This window comes from Amycolatopsis sp. NPDC031561, from assembly GCF_055580625.1.
The window spans coordinates 117390-137081 of sequence record NZ_JBVILA010000025.1 but is presented as its reverse complement, the minus strand read 5'-3'; the positions used below and the strand labels follow the sequence as shown (position 1 = coordinate 137081).

22 protein-coding genes are annotated in these 19692 nt (G+C 68.5%); 17 read left to right on the top strand and 5 right to left on the bottom strand.

The window, feature by feature from the left end; genetic code table 11:
* Positions 1-310: 310 nt before the first annotated feature.
* Positions 311-1495: an FAD-dependent monooxygenase gene (locus tag ACZ5IK_RS36105; protein WP_465491755.1), complete on the bottom strand. Its 1185-nt coding sequence runs from the start codon at positions 1493-1495 to the stop codon at positions 311-313.
* A 172-nt stretch (positions 1496-1667) separates the two neighbouring features.
* On the opposite strand from ACZ5IK_RS36105, the gene ACZ5IK_RS36100 reads away from it, so the two are divergent.
* The 3 genes from ACZ5IK_RS36100 (at position 1668) to ACZ5IK_RS36090 (ending at position 4038) form a co-directional block, all read left to right on the top strand.
* The gene (locus tag ACZ5IK_RS36100) at positions 1668-2570 is read left to right on the top strand and encodes a TetR/AcrR family transcriptional regulator C-terminal domain-containing protein (RefSeq protein ID WP_465491754.1); all 903 of its coding nucleotides are present in this window, start codon (positions 1668-1670) and stop codon (positions 2568-2570) included.
* A 9-nt stretch (positions 2571-2579) separates the two neighbouring features.
* The gene (locus ACZ5IK_RS36095) at positions 2580-3767 is read left to right on the top strand and encodes a pyridoxal phosphate-dependent aminotransferase (protein WP_465491753.1); all 1188 of its coding nucleotides are present in this window, start codon (positions 2580-2582) and stop codon (positions 3765-3767) included.
* Between the two features lie 85 nt (positions 3768-3852).
* Entirely contained in the window at positions 3853-4038 is a 186-nt protein-coding gene (locus tag ACZ5IK_RS36090; RefSeq protein ID WP_125784844.1) for a hypothetical protein, read from the top strand.
* A 29-nt stretch (positions 4039-4067) separates the two neighbouring features.
* Here the strand turns inward: ACZ5IK_RS36090 and ACZ5IK_RS36085 are convergent, their stop codons facing one another.
* The 3 genes from ACZ5IK_RS36085 to ACZ5IK_RS36075 all read right to left on the bottom strand — a co-directional run bounded on the left by ACZ5IK_RS36085 (position 4068) and on the right by ACZ5IK_RS36075 (position 6607).
* Entirely contained in the window at positions 4068-4895 is an 828-nt protein-coding gene (locus tag ACZ5IK_RS36085; protein ID WP_465491752.1) for an SAM-dependent methyltransferase, read from the bottom strand.
* Positions 4896-4985: 90 nt separating this feature from the next.
* Positions 4986-5576, bottom strand: a complete 591-nt coding sequence (locus tag ACZ5IK_RS36080) for an HAD family hydrolase (RefSeq protein WP_465491751.1) — start codon at positions 5574-5576, stop codon at positions 4986-4988.
* Between the two features lie 2 nt (positions 5577-5578).
* Complete coding sequence (locus ACZ5IK_RS36075; RefSeq protein WP_465491750.1) at positions 5579-6607, bottom strand: threonine aldolase family protein; 1029 nt, start codon at positions 6605-6607, stop codon at positions 5579-5581.
* A gap of 135 nt (positions 6608-6742) precedes the next feature.
* Between ACZ5IK_RS36075 and ACZ5IK_RS36070 the strand changes: the two genes are divergently transcribed.
* The 10 genes from ACZ5IK_RS36070 (at position 6743) to ACZ5IK_RS36025 (ending at position 15266) form a co-directional block, all read left to right on the top strand.
* Positions 6743-7261 carry a SigE family RNA polymerase sigma factor gene (locus ACZ5IK_RS36070; protein ID WP_020632335.1) on the top strand — a complete coding sequence of 173 codons (519 nt, stop codon included), beginning with the start codon at positions 6743-6745 and terminating at the stop codon, positions 7259-7261.
* Positions 7248-7952 (top strand): hypothetical protein, encoded by a 705-nt coding sequence (locus ACZ5IK_RS36065; RefSeq protein WP_465491749.1) that lies wholly within the window; start codon positions 7248-7250, stop codon positions 7950-7952. The genes ACZ5IK_RS36070 and ACZ5IK_RS36065 overlap by 14 nt, the downstream gene beginning before the upstream one ends.
* 24 nt (positions 7953-7976) lie before the next feature.
* Complete coding sequence (locus ACZ5IK_RS36060; protein ID WP_465491748.1) at positions 7977-8570, top strand: TetR/AcrR family transcriptional regulator; 594 nt, start codon at positions 7977-7979, stop codon at positions 8568-8570.
* Positions 8571-8716: 146 nt separating this feature from the next.
* Positions 8717-10147, top strand: coding sequence for an adenylosuccinate lyase (gene purB / locus ACZ5IK_RS36055; RefSeq protein WP_465491747.1), 1431 nt, complete (start codon positions 8717-8719; stop codon positions 10145-10147).
* 311 nt (positions 10148-10458) lie between these two features.
* Positions 10459-11286: a substrate-binding periplasmic protein gene (locus ACZ5IK_RS36050; protein ID WP_465491746.1), complete on the top strand. Its 828-nt coding sequence runs from the start codon at positions 10459-10461 to the stop codon at positions 11284-11286.
* 5 nt (positions 11287-11291) lie between these two features.
* Positions 11292-12065, top strand: a complete 774-nt coding sequence (locus tag ACZ5IK_RS36045) for an ABC transporter substrate-binding protein (protein ID WP_465491745.1) — start codon at positions 11292-11294, stop codon at positions 12063-12065.
* A gap of 8 nt (positions 12066-12073) precedes the next feature.
* A complete protein-coding gene (locus ACZ5IK_RS36040; protein ID WP_465491744.1) occupies positions 12074-12856 on the top strand; it encodes an ABC transporter substrate-binding protein in 783 nt (260 codons plus the stop codon).
* Positions 12857-13615, top strand: coding sequence for an amino acid ABC transporter permease (locus ACZ5IK_RS36035; protein ID WP_465491743.1), 759 nt, complete (start codon positions 12857-12859; stop codon positions 13613-13615).
* Positions 13612-14352 (top strand): amino acid ABC transporter ATP-binding protein, encoded by a 741-nt coding sequence (locus ACZ5IK_RS36030; protein ID WP_101611298.1) that lies wholly within the window; start codon positions 13612-13614, stop codon positions 14350-14352. Before ACZ5IK_RS36035 ends, ACZ5IK_RS36030 begins: the two co-directional genes overlap by 4 nt.
* 26 nt (positions 14353-14378) lie before the next feature.
* Entirely contained in the window at positions 14379-15266 is an 888-nt protein-coding gene (locus ACZ5IK_RS36025) for an MOSC domain-containing protein (protein ID WP_465491742.1), read from the top strand.
* Here the strand turns inward: ACZ5IK_RS36025 and ACZ5IK_RS36020 are convergent.
* Entirely contained in the window at positions 15149-15955 is an 807-nt protein-coding gene (locus ACZ5IK_RS36020) for an SAM hydrolase/SAM-dependent halogenase family protein (RefSeq protein WP_465491741.1), read from the bottom strand. The two genes, ACZ5IK_RS36025 and ACZ5IK_RS36020, sit on opposite strands and share 118 nt — an antisense overlap.
* Positions 15956-15990: 35 nt before the next feature.
* On the opposite strand from ACZ5IK_RS36020, the gene ACZ5IK_RS36015 reads away from it, so the two are divergent.
* The 4 genes from ACZ5IK_RS36015 (at position 15991) to ACZ5IK_RS36000 (ending at position 19662) form a co-directional block, all read left to right on the top strand.
* Entirely contained in the window at positions 15991-16872 is an 882-nt protein-coding gene (locus tag ACZ5IK_RS36015) for a phosphoribosylaminoimidazolesuccinocarboxamide synthase (protein ID WP_465491740.1), read from the top strand.
* Positions 16873-16935: 63 nt separating this feature from the next.
* A complete protein-coding gene (locus ACZ5IK_RS36010; protein ID WP_465491739.1) occupies positions 16936-17652 on the top strand; it encodes a DUF2334 domain-containing protein in 717 nt (238 codons plus the stop codon).
* Positions 17649-18395 (top strand): TetR/AcrR family transcriptional regulator C-terminal domain-containing protein, encoded by a 747-nt coding sequence (locus ACZ5IK_RS36005; RefSeq protein WP_465491738.1) that lies wholly within the window; start codon positions 17649-17651, stop codon positions 18393-18395. The genes ACZ5IK_RS36010 and ACZ5IK_RS36005 overlap by 4 nt, the downstream gene beginning before the upstream one ends.
* Positions 18396-18474: 79 nt before the next feature.
* Positions 18475-19662, top strand: a complete 1188-nt coding sequence (locus ACZ5IK_RS36000) for a DUF418 domain-containing protein (protein WP_465491737.1) — start codon at positions 18475-18477, stop codon at positions 19660-19662.
* Positions 19663-19692 lie beyond the last annotated feature (30 nt).

Sequence of the window (19692 nt, the reverse complement as noted above, 5' to 3'; positions counted from 1 at the left end):
TTTCTTCTTCTTTTTCTCTTTCCCCCCTTTTCTCCCCCCCCCCCTCTTCCCCCCCCCCCCCCCCCCCCCCCCCCCCCCCCCCCCCCCCCCCCCCCCCCCCCCCACGCCCGGACTGGCTGGCGCGGCCCTCGCAACGACTCGACCCGTCACGCCACCGCCGCTCTGGCTCGCCTCTGCGGTCCGTGAAGGCATCCTTCGCTACCTTCAGGGTAGGCAAGGAGGCATTCACGGACCTGCGACCAACTCCAGCCACAGCCAGCAGGTACCTAAGTCCCTTCGGCACTAACCGCCTTACCACTCACGAGCCGTCTCAGTAGTCCTTGAGTACCAAGGCGTTCGCGGCTTCCGTCAACGGTCGCATGGCCGCCTTCATGATCCGGTCCCGGAACGGCAGATAGGGCAGCGCCCGCATCGACTGGATCTGCTTCCATTGCGTGAACCGGGTCTGCTTCTTCTGGTTCATCGAGGCCAGCGCTTGGTTCTTGAGCACGAACGGCCGCATTTCCTTTTCGTACAAGGCGAAAGCGGCGCGATGATCCGGCGAAGACGCGAGCGACCCGGCCAGCACGTAAGCGCCGACGAGCGCCAAGCTGGTGCCCTGTCCCGAAAGTGGCGACGGACCGTAGCCCGCGTCACCCGTCAGTGTGACCCGCCCTTCGCTGAAGCGGTCCATCCGGATCTGGGTCATCGAATCGAAGTACAGCTCGCTCGACTCCATTTCACGGACCAGCCGCGGCACTTCCCAGCCCTGGCCGAGGAAGTGGTCCGCGAGGATTTTTCGTTGCTGCGCAAGGTCATACCGGTCGAAGTCGATCTCCGGAGACTGGAAGCCGAGTATCGCTCGCGCCTCCGTGTTGTTCCGCGCGCTGTACAGACCGGCCATCTTCCCCGGCGTCATGTGGAAGGTCTGCCAGCGGTCCAGGTCGAGGAAGTTCGGCACGGTGAACACCGCGAGATAGGTGTCCATATGGTGTGAAAACTGTTTCTCCGCCCCGAAAACCAGCGATCGCACGGCCGAGTGCAGTCCGTCCGCGCCGACCACGAGGTCGAAGTCGCGCGGTCCGCCCTGGGCGAAGGTGACCCGCACGCCGTCGGTTCGTTGCGCGATCCCGGTGACCCAGTCGCCGAACACGTACTCGACGCCGTCCTGAGCGACCGAGGCCAGCGTGTCCGTGAGGTCGTCTCGAAGGATCTCGACGTCTTCGCTGTCGGTGAGCCCGCCGGTCAGCGTGTGGTCGGTGACCTTCACCAGCGTCTTCCCGGCCCCGTTCACGAACGACATCCCGCGCATGTCCGTGCCCAGCTCCCGGAGGCGCCCGAGCACCCCCATCCGGTCGACGACACCGAGCGCCGTGCCGCGGATGTCGACCGCGTGCCCGCCGGCCCGGGGTGCGGGCGCCCGCTCGACGACCGTCGGTGCGAAACCGTGCCGCCGCAGCCAGTACGCCAGCGTCGTACCGGCGATTCCCGCGCCCGAAATCAGCACCTTCTGCATGTGAACTCCCCTGTGTACGCTGTTTTGAAGCACTGCGTACAACGTATGGACCGCACGCTCGCCGCCGAGGAAAACGCGGGGAAAGCATCGAACGCACTAGTGCGATCGAGCTAGTGCGGTGGCCGGATCAGGTCGCGGCGACCGCAAAGTGCACTATGGCAAGGAGTCGACCATGACCGAACCGCCCTACCTGCGGATCGCCGCCGAGATCCGCCGCCGCATCGTCACCGGCGAGCTGCGTGAGGGCGACAAGGTCCCGTCGACGCGCGGGATCATCGCCGAGTGGGGGGTCGCGATGGCGACCGCGACGAAGGTGCTCGCCACGCTCAAACGGGACGGCCTGGTCATCGCCAAACCCGGTGCCGGCACGGTCGTCGCGGGCCGCGCCAGGACGGCCGCGCCGAGAACCGAAGCGGAGCTCTCACGCGACCGGGTGGTGAAGGCCGCGATCCGGATCGCGGACGCCGAGGGCATCCGCGCCCTCTCCATGCGCCGCGTCGCGTCAGGTCTCGGCGTCGCGACGATGGCGCTTTATCGCCATGTCACCGCGAAGGAGGAGCTGATCCTCGAGATGGCCGACATGGTGCTCGGCGAGATCCGTTTCCCGCCCGAACCGCCGCCCGGCTGGCGGGTCCAGCTGGAGCTGATGGCCAGGGCCCAATGGGCGTTGTTCCGCCGGCACCCTTGGCTCGCGCAGGCGCTCTCGATCACCCGCCCGCAGCCGTTGGCGAACCTGCTGCGCCACGCGGACTGGGCCACCCGCGCGCTGGACGGTCACGGCCTCCCGGCGTCGACGATCATGTACGCGCACATCACGATCTTCAACCACGTGCGCGGTATCGCCCTCAGTTTCGAGTCCGAGGCCGAGAGCGAATCCGGAACGGCGGTCTCGGCCGACGCCTGGCTCGCCGTGCACGAGCCGATCCTCCGGGACCTGGTCGCCGGCGGCCGGTTCCCGAACTTCGCCGACGTCGCCTTGCGCGCCCCGTTCGACTACGACCTCGACACCCTCTTCGAGTTCGGCCTCCAACGACTCCTCGACGGTTTCTCGGTTCTCCTGGCGAAGGCGAGTTAGCCTCACCCCATGTCCTTCCCCGGTCCCGCCGCTCGTTCCGACGTCCCGCCGTTCCATGTCATGGACGTCCTTTCGGCCGCGCAGGCACGGCAGCGCAGCCACGGCGATCTGGTCCCGCTGGTCGCGGGGCAGCCGTCCGCGCCGGCGCCGCGTCCGGTGCTCGAAGCCGCCGAGCGGGCGTTGAAGGATCAGACCCTCGGCTACACCGAACAGCTCGGCATCCCGGAACTGCGCGAAGCCGTCGCGACGCACTACAACCGCACGTACTCGGTCGACGTGAGCCCGCAGGACGTCATCATGACGACCGGTTCTTCCGGCGGCTTCCTGCTTTCGTTCCTCAGCGCCTTCGAGGCGGGCGACCGGGTCGCGATGGCGCGTCCCGGCTACCCGGCCTATCGCAACCTGCTGAAGGTGCTCGGTTGCGAGGTCGTCGAGTTCGCTACCGGGGCCGCGACGAACTTCCAGCCGACGACGGCCCTGCTCGACGAACTCGGTCCGATCAAGGGGCTCATCGTGGCCAGCCCCAGCAACCCGACGGGCACCGTCCTGCCACCGGGTGAACTGGCCGCGATCAGCGGTTGGTGCGCGTCACACGGCGTGCAGTTGATCAGCGACGAGATCTACCACGGGATCTCCTACGGCGCCGGGCTCGACTGCGCCTGGCAGTACGGGAGCGAGGCGCTCGTCCTCGGCTCGTTCTCCAAGTACTTCGCCATGACCGGCTGGCGGCTCGGCTGGATGCTCGCGCCCCAGCGGTTGCACCGCGCGATCGACGTCCTGACCGGCAACTTCACCATCTGCCCGCCCGCGGTCTCCCAGCACGCCGCGGTCGCCGCGTTCACCCAGGAGTCGTACGCGGAGGCCGACGGCCACGTCGAGCACTACCGCGCCAACCGCGACGCGCTCTTCGCCGGTCTCAAGGGCATCGGCATCGACAAGCTCGCGCCCGCCGACGGCGCCTTCTACGCCTACGCAGACGTCTCCGCGTACACGAACGACAGTCTCAGCTGGTGCCAGCGCATCCTCGCCGACACCGGCGTCGCGATCGCTCCCGGTATCGACTTCGACCCGGTCGACGGCGGCCGGTTCGTGCGGTTCTCCTTCGCGGGCTCGCGCGAGGACATCGACGAGGGCATCCGCAGGCTCGGCGACTGGCTCACCGGTCCTGGGGAACCCGGAATTCACCCTGAACGTTAGGCAGAACGAAGGCAATTACGAGCTCAGCCTGACAACCTGGACTCACCGGGCCCGCTTGGGCGCGGTGAGGCAATCGGAGGATGCCATGTTCTGGAAGATCGTCGGCGGGCTGATTCTGGCTTGGGTGGCCTTCATGGTGCTCGGGTCCGTGCTCGGTTTCCTCGTGAAGGCCGTCTTTTGGATCGCCATCATCGGTGGCGCGGTCTTCCTCGGCACGGCCGCCTATGGCGCCATCAAGGGCAAGGGCACCCCGAAGCAGCTTCGCCGCTGAGTCACTGAGCCGCTGAGTCACCGAGGGGGCTAGGGCTTGCGCGCCACCCCGCCGAGCGACGTGAAGTTCACGGTCGAGAGCGGGGTGAAGCGCGGGCCGTCCGGCCACCACAGATGCGGGTACGTCAGCCCGGGTTCGACGAGGTCGAGCCCCTCGAAGAACGACCCGATCTCCTCGCGTGAGCGGTACAACGTGTCGAGGCCGGTGCCGTTGAAGCGCTTCTCCAGCGACGTCGCGACGTCGGCGGCTTCCGAGCCGTCGGCGGGGTTGTGCTGGTGCAGCAGCACGACGAACGAGCCCGGGGCCAGCGCGTCGACGTAGGCGCGGACGATCTTCCGCGCCTGGTCGAGGTCCTGGATGTGATGGATGATCGCGCACAGGATCAGCCCGACCGGCCTGTCGAACTCCAGCCGGTGAGTGCGTGCGAGGCCCTCGATGACCTCGGCGGGTTCGGTCAGGTCGGCGCCCGCCATGTGCGCGAAGTCGTTCGCCGCGAGCAGCGCGCGGCCGTGTGCCTGGACCACCGGATCGTGGTCGACGTAGACGACCCGCGCCTCGGGGTTGTACCGCTGCGCGACCTGATGCGTGTTGTCCACGGTCGGGAAGCCGGAACCGAGGTCGAGGAACTGGTCGATGCCCTCCCGGTCGGTCAGGTAGCGCACGGTCCTGACCAGCCAGTGCCGGACCTCTTTGGCCATGACCTGCGACTCCGGCGCGAGCTCCAGGATCTGGCGCAGCACCACCCTGTCGGCCTCGTAATTGTCCTGGCCACCCATGAGCGCGTCGAAGACACGCGCGATGCTCGGCCGGTCGAAATCGACGGGCACGAACGGACGCCGGTCGTCGGGACCTGGCATGGGCACCTACCGTGAAAACTCGGTTCGGGACACAGATCAGCTTAGGTCATCCGGATCACCGCGCGTAAGCGGATGAACGGCGAGGGTGAATTATTCCTCCGAAGAGCCGAAGGCAGATTGCGCTGTTGTCACGCCGACCCAGCGCTCCGCCTTCATCCCCACCGCCCGTGCACCGTCCACATTGGACTGACGATCGTCGAAGAACAGGCAGTCCGCCGGTTCGGCGCCGAGTTCGCCGAGCAGGATCCGGAAGATCTTCGCGTCGGGTTTCATGCAGCCGAGGTCGCCGGAAAAGAGCGTCACGCGGAACAGGCTCGCCCATTCCTGCTCGCGCACCCAACGTCCGAAGGTCGACGACGCGTTGGAGAGCAGCGCGAGCGCCGCGCCCGCCTCGTGCAGGCCCTGGAGCAACTCCAGCACGTCCGGTTCGAGGTGTGTCCAGCCCTCGACGTCGATGCGGGTCAGTTCTTCGGCGAAGGCCTTGTCGACCGGGACGTTCAGTGCGCGGCCGACGCTCTGCCAGTACTCGAGGTCCGAGCCGCCGGAGTCGTACCGGTCCCGTTCGGCCCAGTAGTGCGGCTCGAAATCGGCGAGTTCGTGGCCGAACGCCTTGGCAAGGGTGGGTAGCGCGTCGGTGTGCTCGCTGATGACGTCGCCGTAGTCGAAGACGATCCAGTTCATGTTCAGCCCCCGGTCTTGATGCGTTCGATGGTTTCTTCGACGTCGGCCGCCGAAAGGTCCCGGTGCAGCACGAAGCGGATCCGGCCCGCCGACGGCAGCACCTGGATCCCGAGCCGGTCCAGCCACGCCAGGCGACCGACGAGGTCGGGTGCGGTGACCTGCACGATGTTGGTCTCGGGTGTGTTGACCTCCCAGCCGTGCTCGGCGAACCCGGCCGCGAGCCGTGTCGCGTTCTCGTGCGTCTCGGCCAGGTCGCCGACGCGGTCCAGCGCGACCAGCGCGGCCGCGGCCAGGACCCCGCCCTGCCGGACGCCGCCGCCGAGCATCTGCCGCATCCGCCGCGCCTTCTCGACGAACTCCGGGCTGCCCGCCACCACCGAGCCGACGGGCGCGCCGAGGCCCTTGGAGAAGCAGGCCGAGACGGTGTCGACGCCGACCGTGAGAGCCGCGGGCGGAACCCCCAGCGCGACCGCCGCGTGCCAGATGCGGGCGCCGTCGAGGTGCACGGTCAGGCCCGCCTCTTTCGCCACCGCGACCAGCTGGGCGTGCTCGGCGGGCGGGGTGACCGCGCCGCCCGCCGAGTTGTGCGTGTTCTCCAGGCACAACAGCGGCGTGCGCAGCGCGTAGTACGGCCCGCGCGGGATGCCGATCGCGGCGGAAAGCGTGTCCGGCGTCGGCCGTCCCGGGCCGGCGTCGTGCTCCAGCGGCTCCGCCATGCCGCCCGCGAGCCAGGCGGCGGAACCGAGTTCGTCGGTGATCACGTGCGCGCCGCGCGGCGCGAGGAACCGGTCGCCGCGCTGGAGGTGGAGGCACAGCGCGATCAGGTTCGCCATGGTGCCGGTCGGCGTCCAGAGCGCGGCGGGCATGCCGAGGACCTTCGCGGCGCGCTGTTCGAGGGCGGTGACGGTCGGATCGCCGTCGAGGACGTTGTCGCCGACCTCGGCGTTCGCCATGGCCTGGCGCATGACGTCGTCCGGCCGGGTCACGGTGTCGGAGCGGAAATCGATCAGCGAAAGGGGGCTCGAGGTCACGGTACGATCACATCACATCGACGGGCATGCCATGAATCTCCTCCCCGGCTGGTCCGCTGAGCCCGCTCATGCAACCGTGGACGCCCCCGGTTCCGTCCTACCCATCGACGAGGCAAGAGCGGAGACAACAACCGCGTGAATCAGCGCGACGAACAAGAGTTCGCGGAGTACTTCGCCGCGAAGCGGGACTCCGTGCGCAGGACCGCGTACATGCTCTGCGGTGACTGGCATCGCGCGGACGACCTCGCGCAGACGGCGTTCGTCGCGCTGCACCGGAGGTGGAAGAAGATCAGGGAACGGGCGGCGACCGACGCCTACGTGCGGAAGACGCTGGTCAGGGCGGCCATCGACGAGTCGAGGCGGCCGTGGCGGCGGGAGTGGCAGACCGAAGAGCTGCCCGAACCGCCGCAGGACGGCTTCGACCTCGGCGAACAGGTCGTCACCAGGGAAGACCTGCTGGCCGCGTTGCGTGAGGTGCCCCCGAAACAGCGGGCCGTGCTGGTGCTCCGGTTCTTCGAGGGGCTGGACGTCGGTGCCGCGGCGAAGGTGCTCGGCTGCAGCGAAGGAAACGTGAAGAGCCAGACCGCACGCGGGCTGGCGAACCTCAGGCAGGTCATGGAGAAGGAGGAGGTGGCACGGGATGGACGAGAATGACCTGAAGGCGTTGTTCCGTGACGCCCCCGGCGACGCCCCGGCGTCGAGCTTCGACACCTCCGACGTCGTCCACGCCTCCCGGCGCGCGACCGCCCGGCGCCGCAACGGCATCGCTTTGGCCTGTAGCGCGGTGGTTTTGGTGCTGGCCGGAGTGGGCATGTTCGGCGTGCTCGGCGGAACCGACTTCCAGATGGGTACCGCGGCCAAGTCCGACAACGAAGCAGCCTCCGCGGGGCAACCCGGGGCGGCGTCCGCACGTCCTCTTGACAGCGGGGAGTCCTCGAACTTCTCGAACCCGCCGCCTCAGCAGGGGGGCGGAGGGCCAGAGAAGACCGGCCAGATGACGGCCGAAGGCACCTACGGGTGCGACCAGGTGGATCGGGAGCTCGCCACCGCCCTCGCTGGCGAGCTCCCGGTCCCCGTGGATGTCGCCAAGTCGACGCCCGGCGACATCTGTACGACGGGGGCCAGGTCCGCGGGGTTCCAGGTGCCGGGTGGCTCGGTCGCCGTCGCGGTCTTCCCGGCGGGCTCGTCCGTGCCGCAGACGCCCATCGGGGCGTCCAGCGCGCAGCGGACGACCGCCAAGGGATCGCTGGTGGTCGTGGTGAGCCTCGGTGACGGCTCCGGCAGGCCCGCCTTCCCCGAGTCCGACGTCGACCGGTTCGTCGCCGTGCTCGCCGCCCGCTACTGAAAGCACCTGGCAAAATAGCCCGTCATGACCGTCGCAGCGACAACGCCGAAGGGTGAGCGAAGGCGCGCCGAGCTCATCGAGTCCGCCGCGTCACTGCTCGCCGAAGGCGGGTTCGACGCCGTGCGGCACCGTGCGGTCGCCGAGCGCGCGGGCTTGCCGCTGGCTTCGACGACGTACTACTTCGACTCGCTCGACGAGCTCGTCACGGCCGCTGTCGAGCACCACGCGAACCAGGAACTGGAAACCGGACGGCGGCGGCTCGACGAGCTGGCGACCCGCAACCGCGGTGTCGAGGCCACCGTCGACCTGGTGCTGGACATGCTCCTCGGCCCGCTTCGCCCGGATCGCGAGGCCGACGCCGAAGCGGTCCTCCTGCGCTACGAGCGCTTGGTCGGGACAGGGCGTCGTCCGTACCTTCGCCCCCTGATGCGGACGCTGTCCGCGCAGCTGTACGAACTCCTCCACGAGATCTTCGAGCGCTCCGGCACCCCCGTGGACGGCGTCGAACTGGAGCGGCTGGTCGCCCTGGTCGACGGCGCCGTGGTCAACGCGCTGATCGAGGTCGATCCGGAACCGAGGGCCGCCGCCGCGCGCATGCTGCAGGCCGCCCTCGCCTGACCCCGCCCTCGCCTGAACCCCGCGTTTCGTCCTCTAGTTGCGGTAGTTCGTATCGCCAACTACCGCAACTAGAGGACGAAACGCGGCGGAGGTGGGCGAGTCAAGGCGCACCTAGAGGACGAAATGCGTCGGGTTAGTCTGGCGGCGTGACGGACAAGCCCCTCATCCCCAACGTGCTCGCCGGCCGCTACGCCTCGCGTGAGCTGGTCGAACTGTGGTCCCCGGAACACAAGGTCGTGCTGGAGCGCGAGCTCTGGCTCGCCGTGCTCCGGGCGCAGGCCGACCTCGGCGTCGAGGTGGGAGAAGGTGTCGTCGCCGACTACGAGCGCGTGCTGGAGCAGGTCGACCTCGACTCGATCGCCGCCCGCGAGCGGGTCACCCGCCACGACGTCAAGGCCCGGATCGAGGAGTTCAACGCGCTCGCCGGGCACGAGCACGTCCACAAGGGCATGACCTCGCGTGACCTCACCGAGAACGTCGAGCAGCTGCAGGTGCGGCGCTCGCTGGAGCTGGTCCGCAGCCGCGTCGGCGCGGTACTCGCGCGGCTCGCGTCGATCGCGGTCGAACACTCCGACACGGTGATGGCGGGACGTTCGCACAACGTCGCCGCGCAGGCGACGACGCTGGGCAAGCGGTTCGCCACCGCCGCCGACGAACTGCTCGTCGCGTTCGAGCGGCTCGACGAGCTGATCGGCCGCTACCCGCTGCGCGGGATCAAGGGACCGGTCGGCACCGCGCAGGACATGCTCGACCTGCTCGGCGACGAGTCCACTTTGGACGAACTGGAGTCGCGGGTCGCGACCCACCTCGGCTTCGAGCGGGTGTTCACCAGCGTCGGCCAGGTGTACCCGCGGTCGCTCGACTTCGACGTGCTGTCCGCCGTGGTCCAGCTGGCCGCGGCGCCGTCGAGCCTGGCGAAGACGATCCGCCTGATGGCGGGCCACGAACTGGTCACCGAGGGCTTCAAGCCGGGCCAGGTCGGCTCGTCGGCCATGCCGCACAAGATGAACACGCGTTCGTGCGAGCGGGTCAACGGCCTCGCCGTGGTGCTGCGCGGTTACCTGTCGATGATCGGCGAGCTCTCCGGCGACCAGTGGAACGAAGGCGACGTCTCCGACTCCGTCGTCCGCCGGGTCGCGCTGCCCGACGCGTTCTTCGCGCTCGACGGCCTGCTGGAGACCTTCCTCACGGTGCTGGCCGAGTTCGGCGCTTTCCCGGCCGTCATCGGACGTGAGCTCGATCGCTATCTGCCGTTCCTCGCGACCACCAAGGTGCTCATGGCCTCGGTCCGCGCGGGCGTCGGGCGTGAAACCGCGCACGAGGCGATCAAGGAGAACGCCGTCGGCGTCGCGCTCGCGATGCGGGAGCAGGGGCTGGCGGAGAACGACCTTCTCGACCGCCTCGCCGCCGACGAGCGCATCCCGCTCGACCGCGGTGAGCTGGACAAACTCCTCGCCGACCGGATCTCTTTCACCGGTGTCGCACCGCGTCAGGTGGCCGCGATCGCTTCGCGCGTCGAGGCGGTCCTGGAGCGTTTCCCGGAGGCTGCGGGCTACTCGCCCGCCCCGATTCTCTGACCTGACCGAGCCTCCGGTGACCACAGTCTCCGGTGACCAAGGTCTCTTGATCCCTTGAAGTCGCGCGTTTTGGGCCGCCAGGCCCCGGGATCACGATGGCAGGGCGCCCCGAAGACCAGCGTGAGCTGGGATTTCAGCAGTTTGCGTCCTGGCAGCGTGATCCCGGTCGCGCGATATCAAATACTGGGACGACATTACTCGATCGGGCGAAATGCCTAATCTCGATCGCTGAACCCGGAGCGCCAGGCCGCCCATGAGGCGGCCTGACGTGCTTGTATCGCGCCTTGGCGCCGAAACCCACGGAAGAAGCGATGAGATCCACGCTGTCGAAAATCGTCGCAGTCGTCACGGCTGGAGCGGCCACCCTCGCCCTGGCCGCCTGCGGCTCCGGCGACACCGCCGCGAGCGGCCAGAAGCTGCGCGTCGGCACCCTGACCGACGCGCCGCCGTCCATCTACCTGGAGAACGGCAACTTCACCGGCTACGACAACGAACTGCTCCGCGACATCGCGAAGCGTGAGGGCTTCGAGGTCGAGTTCGTCGGTACCGAGTTCGCCGGTCTGCTGGCCGCCGTCGCCACCAACAAGTTCGACATCGGCAGCTCCACGATCTCCACCACCGAGGCCCGCAAGAAGACCGTCGCGTTCAGCAACGGCTACAGCACCGGGTTCACCACGATCCTCACCAAGAAGGGCGCGAGCCTCAAGGACGTCGGCGCCTTCAACGGCAAGCGGCTCGGCGTCGTGCAGGCGTCGGTGCAGGACGACTTCGCGAGCGGCAAGGTCCCCGGCGCCAACGTCGTCCGCTTCCCGGACTACAACGCCGGTTTCGCACAGCTGAAGGCGGGCAGCCTCGACGGCTGGGTCGTGCCGAAGGACATCGGGCAGAAGTACATCGACCAGAACCCGGCCGTGCCGCTGGAGTTCGGCTACACCGTCGAGACCAAGGACACGCCGTCCGCGTTCGCCGTCCGCAAGGACAACAAGGACCTGCTGAAGAAGCTCAACGACGGCCTCGCGAAGGCCGTGGCGGACGGCACCGTCGCCCGCCTGCACGCTCAGTTCTTCAAGACCGAGCCGCTGCCGAAGGAACTCGAGCAGGGCGGCCCCGGCCTGCCCGTCCAGAACCCGGGGGTCTGAACATCATGAAGAAAACCCTGATCGCGACACTCGCGGCCGGTCTCGTCGCCGTGCTCGCCGCTTGCGGTGGCGGAGAATCCGCCGCGGACAAGACCCTGCGCGTCGGCACCCTGAGCGACGCCCCGCCGAACATCTACGTCGAGAACGGCAACTTCACCGGCTTCGACAACGAGCTGCTGAAGGCCATCGCCACCAAGCAGAACCTGAAGCTGGAGTTCGTTTCGACGGACTTCTCCTCGCTGCTCGGCCAGGTCTCGAGCAACCAGTTCGACATCGGCAGCTCGGCCATCGCGCAGACCGAAGAGCGCAAGAAGAACGTCGACTTCTCCAGCCCGTACAACTTCGAAGTGATGAGCATCCAGACCAAGGACGGCTCGCCGATCACCGACGAGAAGGCCTTGTCGGGCAAGCGGGTCGCCGTGATCCAGGCGACCGTCGGCGACAAGTGGCTCACCTCGACCGTCCCCGACGCGCAGGCCGTGCGCTTCCCCGGGTACGCCCCGGCGCTGGCCGCGCTCAAGAGCGGTGCCGTCGACGCCTACATCCTCGACCAGGCGATCGCCGAGACGAACGTCAAGGAGAGCGCCGACACGAAGCTCAAGGTCGTCAAGTCCTTCACCACCGACGTGCCCCACGGCTTCGCGGTGAAGAAGGGCAACACCGAACTTCAGACGAAGATCAACGATGGCCTGAAGCAGGTCATCGCCGACGGCACCTGGGTCAAGCTGCACGACAAGTTCCTGCCGACCGCCCCGGTGCCGGACCAGTTCAAGGCGTGAGGATCACGATGAAGAAGTCACTCGCCGCCGTCGTCAGTACTGCTCTCTTGGCGGTACTGGCGGCGTGCGGTGGCGGTGAGAGCGCGAGCGGTGACACGCTCCGCGTCGGTACGCTCAGCGACTCGAAACCCAACGCCTATCAGGAAAACGGCGTGTTCACCGGGTTCGACAACGAGTTGCTGAAGGCCATCGCCGCGAACCAGAACCTGAAACTCGAGTTCGTCTCCACCGAGTTCGCGACGCTGCTGAGCCAGGTCGCCACCGGCAGGTTCGACATCGGCAGCTCCGGGATCTCCCAGACCGACGAGCGCCGCAAGACCGTCGACTTCTCCATGCCGTACAACTACCAGTCGCTGGGTATCGAGGCCCGTGAGGGCGCCGGCATCACCGACGAGAAATCCTTGGCGGGCAAGCGGATCGGGGTCGTGCAGGGCACGGTGTCGGACAGCTGGCTGGCGGCCAACGCGCCTGACGCGCAGGCCGTGAGGTTCCCGCAGGACGCCGCGACGCTGGCCGCGCTCAAGACCGGCGCGATCGACGGCGCCATCTTCGACCAGGCGACCGCCGAGGACTACGCGGCGAAGAACCCGGACGCGAAGCTCAAGGTGGTCAAGGCGATCACCACGACCATCCCGCACGGTTTCGCGGTCAAAAAGGGCAACACCGAGCTGGCCGGCAAGATCAACGCCGGGCTCAAGGCGGTCATCGCCGACGGGACCTGGGAAAGGGTGCACCAGCGCTTCGAACCGAACGCGCCGGTGCCCGCGGAATTCAAAGCCGGGAAGCAGTAAGTGGACGACTTCTTCAACACCTTCCTGAAATGGGAGTACATCTGGGAGGTCTTCCCGGACCTCCTCGGGACGGGCCTGCTGAACACGCTGATCCTGTCGGTGTTCTCGGCACTGATCGGCACCGTGCTCGGCATGCTGCTGGCCACGATGGGCCTGTCCAGCAAGGCGTGGCTGCGCTGGCCCGCCCGGGTGTACACCGACATCTTCCGGGGCCTGCCCGCCATCCTGACCATCCTGGTGATCGGGCAGGGCGGCGGGATCCTCATCCCGTCGCTGTCGCGGAACCCTTATCCGCTGGGCATTCTGGCGCTGAGCCTGATCGCGGCCGCGTACATCGGCGAGATCTTCCGCGCCGGTATCCAGAGTGTCGAAAAAGGACAGATGGAGGCCAGCCGCGCGCTGGGCATGAGCTACACCAAGGCGATGGCGCTCGTCATCATCCCGCAGGGGGTGCGACGGGTGCTGCCCGCGCTGGTGAACCAGTTCATCGCGCTGGTCAAGGACTCCAGCCTGGTGTACTTCCTCGGTTTCCTCGCCGAGCAGCGCGACCTGTTCCGTATCGGACAGGACCTCGCGGCCAACACCGGGAACCTGTCGCCGCTGGTCGCGGCGGGCGCCGTCTACCTGGTGATCACCGTGCCGCTGACACACTTGGTCAACTACATCGACAAGAAGCTGCGCACCGGCAAGAAGGTCCGCGCTGACGACGACGGCGGCGAGCTGGGACTCCTGAACGCCGGAAAGGTGCCGATGTCATGACGGCCGCAGTACGTTCGTCGAGCGTCGAACTCCGCGACATCCACGTCTCCTTCGGCACCCTCGAAGTGCTCAAGGGCGTCGACCTCAAGGTCGAGAAGGGCCGCACGACCTGCATCATCGGGCCGTCCGGCTCCGGCAAGTCGACCCTGCTGCGCTGCGTGAACCGCCTCCAGGAGCCCGACTCGGGCGACCTCCTGCTGGGCGGCGAGAGCGTCATCTCCGCCGACCCGGACGCGCTGCGCCAGCGGGTCGGGATGGTGTTCCAGCATTTCAACCTGTTCGGCCACCGCAGTGTGCTGGACAACATCACCCTGCCGCTGCGCAGCGTGCGGAAGCTCGGCAAGGAGGAGGCGGCCGAGATCGCGCACGCCCGCCTCGCCGAGGTCGGCCTCGCCGACAAGGCGCCGTACCGGCCGAGCGCGCTTTCGGGCGGGCAGCAGCAGCGGGTCGCGATCGCGCGGGCGCTCGCGATGGAGCCCGAGGTCATGCTGTTCGACGAGGCCACCAGCGCCCTCGACCCGGAGCTGGTCAAGGGGGTCCTCAACCTGATGGCCGGCCTCGCGGAGCGCGGGCTGACACTGCTCGTGGTCACCCACGAGATGGGCTTCGCGCGCGGCGTCGCCGACGAGGTCGCGTTCATGGACGACGGGAAGATCGTCGAACATGACGCTCCGGAGGCGATCTTCGACGCTCCGCAGAGCGACCGCCTGCAGCGTTTCCTGTCCCAGGTGCTCTGACGCGGGCGACTCGCTAATCTGCGGCCATGGCGAGAGTGGCGAAGCTGGTCTATTACCCGGTCAAAGGTTGCGCGGGGACGTCGGTCGAAACGGCCGACGTCACCCCGGCGGGCCTGAGGTTCGATCGTGCCTGGATGGTCGTGTCCCCGGAGGGGGAGTTCCGCAGCCAGCGGAAGCATCCGGTGATGGCCGCGATCCGCGCCGAGGTGCTCGACGACGGCGCCCGCCTGCGGCTCGCCGCTCCCGGTGCCGAAGATCTGCTGGTCGAGGTGGTCCCGGACGGGCCGCGGCATCCCGCGGCGACGTTCACCTGGCAGGGCAAGGGCGTCCACCAGGGTGACGAGGCCGCCGAGTGGTTCTCCGACGTCCTCGGCCTGCCGTCGGTGTTCGTCGGGCTCTCGCCGGAGCACGAGCGCGTCACCAGCGGCGAGATCGCGGGCACCGCGGCCTTCGCCGACGCGCACGCGATCCTGCTGACCTCCGAGTCCTCTTTGGACGGTCTGAACGAGCGGATCGCGTCCCGGGCCGCCGAGGCCGTGCCGATGGACCGTTTCCGGCCCAACATCGTCGTGGCGGGCTGGCCGGAGCCGCATCGAGAGGACGAAGTCCGCTCGCTCACCATCGGCGGCCTGGAGCTGGGCTACGCCAAGGTCTGCATCCGCTGCACCGTGCCGATGGTCGACCAGGAGACCGGCAAGAAGGCCGGGCCGGAGCCGATCCGTTCGCTCGCCGACTACCGGCGCGAACCCGAGGGCGGCGTCTCGTTCGGCATCAAGATGGCGGTGACCGGGCCGGGTCAGCTGGCCGTCGGCGACGAGGTGATCGTGCACTCCTGGGCGGGCCCCAGCCGCAGCACGCCGGCGGCCGAACCGCCGTTCACGGCGACCGCGAGCCGTCCCGAGGAATCGGTGTAGAGCACGTTCCGGCCCGGCGGCACCGTGCCGAAGGTGTCGCCGACCAGTGCCTTCACCAGGACGTGTTCGCTGCTGACCGAGACCGTGCCGGACAGCCCGGACAAGGCGAGATCGGCGGGGCTCGCGGCGAGCTGGACGTTGCCGAAGTGGTCGACCGTGAGCACCTCGGACACCAGCTTGCCGGGGAACACCGCGACGAACGGATCCGGCAGGCGCACGAGGTTTTCGACGCTGGGGCCGAAACCGGCGGGCGGAACGCCGAGCGCGAGATGCGCCGCCGCGGGGGCGAAGATGTCGCGACCGTGGAACGTCGACGACATCACCGGAAGGCGGTATTCCGGGGCCGTCAATTCGAAGGCGGCTTTCACCCCCCCGAGTGCATCCGCCGCCGGGAGCAGAAGTCCGTTGTCGGGCCCGACGAGGATTCCGCGCTCCGCGACCACCACGACACCGCGCCGCGCGGTGCCGACTCCCGGGTCCACGACGGCGAGGTGCACCGCCTCCGGCAGGAAGGGCGCGGTCTGCGCGAGCACTTCGGCCCCGGTCCTGACCTGCTGCGGAGGCACCTCGTGGGTCACGTCGATCAGCCGGACGGCGGGCGCGATCCGCGCGATCACCCCGTGGCACGCGGCCACGAAACCGTCGCTCAGCCCGTAGTCGGTGGTGAACGAAACGCAGTGGATCGGCATGATCAGCCATCATCCTTGATCGCTAGGGTGCAGCCGTGACGACGCTCGAATACCCGAAGATCGCCGCCGGCAAGGTCCGTGAGCTTTACGCCGTCGATGACGAGCATCTGCTGCTCGTCACTTCGGACCGGATCTCCGCCTACGACGTCATCTTCACCACGCCCATCCCCGACAAGGGCCGGGTGCTCACCGCGATGAGCGTGTTCTGGTTCTCCCAGCTCTCCGATGTCCTCCCCAACCATCTGGTCTCCTACGACGACGAACGCATCCCCGCCGAGGTCCGCGGCCGGGCGCTGCTGGTGCGACGGCTGGCGATGCTGCCGTTCGAAGCCGTCGCCCGCGGCTATCTCACCGGCACCGGCCTCGCCGATTATCGCGCGCACGGCACCGTCTGCGGGGTCGAACTCCCGCCCGGTCTGACCGAATCCTCCCGGCTCCCCGAACCCATTTTCACCCCCGCGACCAAGGCCGACCACGGCTCGCACGACGAGAACATCGCTTTCGCCGACGTCGTCGGGCAACTCGGCCGCGAACGGGCCGAGGAAGTCCGCGAGGCGACCCTGGCGGTGTATCGCCGCGGTGCCGAGTTCGCCGCCGAACGCGGCATCCTGCTCGCGGACACGAAGCTCGAATTCGGCATCGACCCCGAGGGGAACCTGGTGCTCGCCGACGAGGTCCTGACCCCGGATTCGTCCCGCTACTGGACCGCCGGCGGTTGCACACCGGGCCGCCCGCGGCCGTCGTTCGACAAGCAGCCGCTGCGCGATTGGCTCACCGGCCCGTTGTCGGGCTGGCACCGCCTCGAGAGACCGGAGCCGCCACCGTTGCCCGACGAGATCGTCGCCGCCACCAGGGCGAGGTACATCGAAGCGTACGAACGCATCACCGGCTGTTCGCTCGACGACTGGCCCGCCTGATTCGCCCGGCTGACCTGCCGCGTTTACTCCGCCGTCAGTCCGGCGCAAGACCGGTCTGGCCCAATGGGCACCGTGGACGCACGTTTGCTGGTTTCCCTGTCCGGCGTGACCACCCGGACGTTGCACCGCTGTGCCGACCTCGCGGCCGAGCTCGACAGGCGCAAGGTCCCGTTGTCCGTGCTCTACGCCGCTCGGACCGGCGAGGGCCCGGTGACCGAGTGGGTACGGACCCGCCGTACCCGCGGCGACTCTGTCCTCCTCCACGGCTACGACCACCAGATCACCCCCACCCATCGCGCTGTCTACCTGGGCAAACGCGCCGAGTTCGCGGCACTTCCCGCGCACGAGGCGCGGCTGCGGCTGATCGCGGCGAAGGCGGCGCTCGACACCACCGGGATGGCCGTCGACGGGTTCGCGCCGCCGCGCTGGATCGCGTCGGAGGGCACCGTGCAGGCCCTGCGCGAGCACGGGTTCGCCCTGTGCGCGGACCTGGTCTCGGTGCGGGACCTGGTGTCCGGCCGGGTCCAGCGCGCCAGGGTGCAGGAGTTCGGCGGCCCGTCGCACCGGACGGAGACCGTCCGGTGCTTCGCGCTGGTACTGGCCGCCGCCCGGGCCGCCCGCCGCGGCGGGCTCGTGCGGCTCGGCATCGACGCCGCGGACCTCGCCCGGCCGGGACTGCGGCAGGCGTTCCTCGACGCCGTCGACGTCTCGCTGGAGAACCGTGCTTTCGGCACCACCTACGGCTCGCTCTCGCGAACGCGGGTTAAATTGACGGGATGACCGACGAGGCCGGCCGGAGTGACGCACAGGCGACGCTGATGCGGCTCTGGCGGCGGTCGGAGCGTCCGACGCGCGGCAGGCCGTCGGTGCTCGACATCGACAGTGTCGTGGCGGCCGCGGTGGCCCTCGCCGATCGCGAAGGCGTCCCGAACGTGACGCTGGCGAACGTGGCGAACGACTTGGGCGTCACGAAGATGTCGCTGTACCGCCACATCGGCTCGAAGGCGGAGCTGCTGGAGCTGATGGCCGACTTCGCGATCGGCGATCCGCCGCCGCCGGTGCCGTCGGGCGGCTGGCGGGCCGAGCTGACCAGGTTGGCCCAGGCCAACCGCGAGGTGCTGATGAGCCACCCGTGGCTCGTCGAACTGCCGCTCTCCGGTCCTCCGGCGGGCCCGAATTCGGTCGCCTGGATGGACGCGATCCTGCGTACGCTGCGCGATACCGGCCTCGACTGGGGCACCAAGGGCGGCGTCCTGGTCCTGATCGGCGGCTATGTCCGCCTCGCGTGCGCGCAGGCCATCCAGCTCGCCGAGGGCCGGAAGGACAGCGGGTTGAGCCAGGCCCAGGCCGAGCAGGCCTACGGCAAGGGGCTCGCCGAACTGATCGATCCGGAGCGCTTCCCCGACGCGGTGGGCTTTCTGACCTCCGGACTCGGCGGACCCGAGCAGCCCGAGGACTCGGACTTCACCTTCGGTCTCGACGTCGTCCTCGACGGGGTGGCCGCTCTCATCGACGCGAACTGACAAGCCCCACTTTGCCATTAGTATCTGTCGGACACTATTTAGTGTACGTTGGATACTAATGGGGTTCGAAGGGGGAAACATGGAGTCGTTGCCGACGAGTGAGCGAGTGCTCGCTCCGGATCTGGCCAGGGGTTTCGCGCTCCTGCTGGTCGCGCTGGCGCATACCGCGAGCATCTTCCTGGGGAACTCACCAGGAGTCGATCAGACGCCAGAGGGGCTGGAACGGCCGTACTTCGTGGTGCTGTTCGTGTTCGTGCACGCGTGCGCGCTGCCGTTGTTCGGCATGATGCTCGGCTACGGGCTGGTGCAGTTCGCCGACCGGCAGCAGGCTTTGGGGCAGTCGTGGACGCGGACGCGTGGCGTCCTGCTGCGGCGGCACGCGTGGCTGCTGGCCTTCGGTGTCGTCGACGGGGTGCTGTTCTTCTCCGGTGACGTGCTCGGCGCGTACGGGCTCATCGGCGTGGTGTTCGTCCTGCTGCTCTTGCGCCGCGGCAAAGGGTTCTATCGAATTCCGGCGCTGTACCTGGGTTTCGCCGGCTGCTACCTCGCCGTGCTGATGTATCTGGTGCTCACCGGGAACTCCGGGAACGCGCCGGTCCCGTCACCCGAAGACGTGTCGTCCCTGGCGCCGACCTATGGCGATGCCTTGCGGGCGCGCCTCACGGAATGGCCTGCCATCACGGCGATCCTGCTGCCTTCGATCCTCTTCGTCTGGGTCGGCGCGTGGGCCGCGAAGAAGCGGATTCTGGAGAAGCCGAATCGGAACCTTCTCCTCGTCGGCGTGTTCGGCGGATTCGGCGTCGCGATCGCGGCCGGGCTGCCGATGGGCCTCTTCGCCGGCGACTACCTGCAGCTCGACGCCGAGACCGCCGGATTCGCCAAGATGCTGTACGAGGGAGGCGGCCTGTTCGGCGCCATCGGCTACATCAGCCTGTTCGGCCTCATCGGCCTGGCGGTCGACAAGAAGCGAGGCGTGGTCGTGACCGCGATCTCCGCCCTCGGCCAGCGCACGCTGAGCGCCTACCTGTTCCAGTCGGTGGCGTGGCTGATCCTGGCGCCCCCGTTCATGCTGGGCCTGGGCGGCCAGGCGAGCGACCCGACGTTCGTGGCGGCCGCCTGCGGACTCGGCGTGTGGCTGCTGTCGGTCGTCGTCGCGTACCTGATGCACCGCAAGGGTTACCGGGGTCCGGCGGAGATCCTGGTGCGGAAGCTCGCTTACCGGCGCGCTAAAGCTTCGGGCCTCGTGAGTGGTAAAGCCGGTTACTGAGGAGGACGCAAAGGTGATTGGCTTGCGACA

Coding starts and splice junctions, on each gene's coding strand:
- ACZ5IK_RS36045 (WP_465491745.1), top strand. CDS start 11,292: ATGAAGAAAACCCTGATCGCGACACTCGCGGCCGGTCTCGTCGCCGTG.
- ACZ5IK_RS36060 (WP_465491748.1), top strand. CDS start 7,977: ATGACCGTCGCAGCGACAACGCCGAAGGGTGAGCGAAGGCGCGCCGAG.
- ACZ5IK_RS36105 (WP_465491755.1), bottom strand. CDS start 1,495: ATGCAGAAGGTGCTGATTTCGGGCGCGGGAATCGCCGGTACGACGCTG.
- ACZ5IK_RS36025 (WP_465491742.1), top strand. CDS start 14,379: ATGGCGAGAGTGGCGAAGCTGGTCTATTACCCGGTCAAAGGTTGCGCG.
- ACZ5IK_RS36090 (WP_125784844.1), top strand. CDS start 3,853: ATGTTCTGGAAGATCGTCGGCGGGCTGATTCTGGCTTGGGTGGCCTTC.
- ACZ5IK_RS36000 (WP_465491737.1), top strand. CDS start 18,475: ATGGAGTCGTTGCCGACGAGTGAGCGAGTGCTCGCTCCGGATCTGGCC.
- ACZ5IK_RS36095 (WP_465491753.1), top strand. CDS start 2,580: ATGTCCTTCCCCGGTCCCGCCGCTCGTTCCGACGTCCCGCCGTTCCAT.
- ACZ5IK_RS36030 (WP_101611298.1), top strand. CDS start 13,612: ATGACGGCCGCAGTACGTTCGTCGAGCGTCGAACTCCGCGACATCCAC.
- ACZ5IK_RS36040 (WP_465491744.1), top strand. CDS start 12,074: ATGAAGAAGTCACTCGCCGCCGTCGTCAGTACTGCTCTCTTGGCGGTA.
- ACZ5IK_RS36005 (WP_465491738.1), top strand. CDS start 17,649: ATGACCGACGAGGCCGGCCGGAGTGACGCACAGGCGACGCTGATGCGG.
- ACZ5IK_RS36085 (WP_465491752.1), bottom strand. CDS start 4,895: ATGCCAGGTCCCGACGACCGGCGTCCGTTCGTGCCCGTCGATTTCGAC.
- ACZ5IK_RS36010 (WP_465491739.1), top strand. CDS start 16,936: ATGGGCACCGTGGACGCACGTTTGCTGGTTTCCCTGTCCGGCGTGACC.
- ACZ5IK_RS36100 (WP_465491754.1), top strand. CDS start 1,668: ATGACCGAACCGCCCTACCTGCGGATCGCCGCCGAGATCCGCCGCCGC.
- ACZ5IK_RS36020 (WP_465491741.1), bottom strand. CDS start 15,955: ATGCCGATCCACTGCGTTTCGTTCACCACCGACTACGGGCTGAGCGAC.
- ACZ5IK_RS36050 (WP_465491746.1), top strand. CDS start 10,459: ATGAGATCCACGCTGTCGAAAATCGTCGCAGTCGTCACGGCTGGAGCG.
- ACZ5IK_RS36065 (WP_465491749.1), top strand. CDS start 7,248: ATGGACGAGAATGACCTGAAGGCGTTGTTCCGTGACGCCCCCGGCGAC.
- ACZ5IK_RS36080 (WP_465491751.1), bottom strand. CDS start 5,576: ATGAACTGGATCGTCTTCGACTACGGCGACGTCATCAGCGAGCACACC.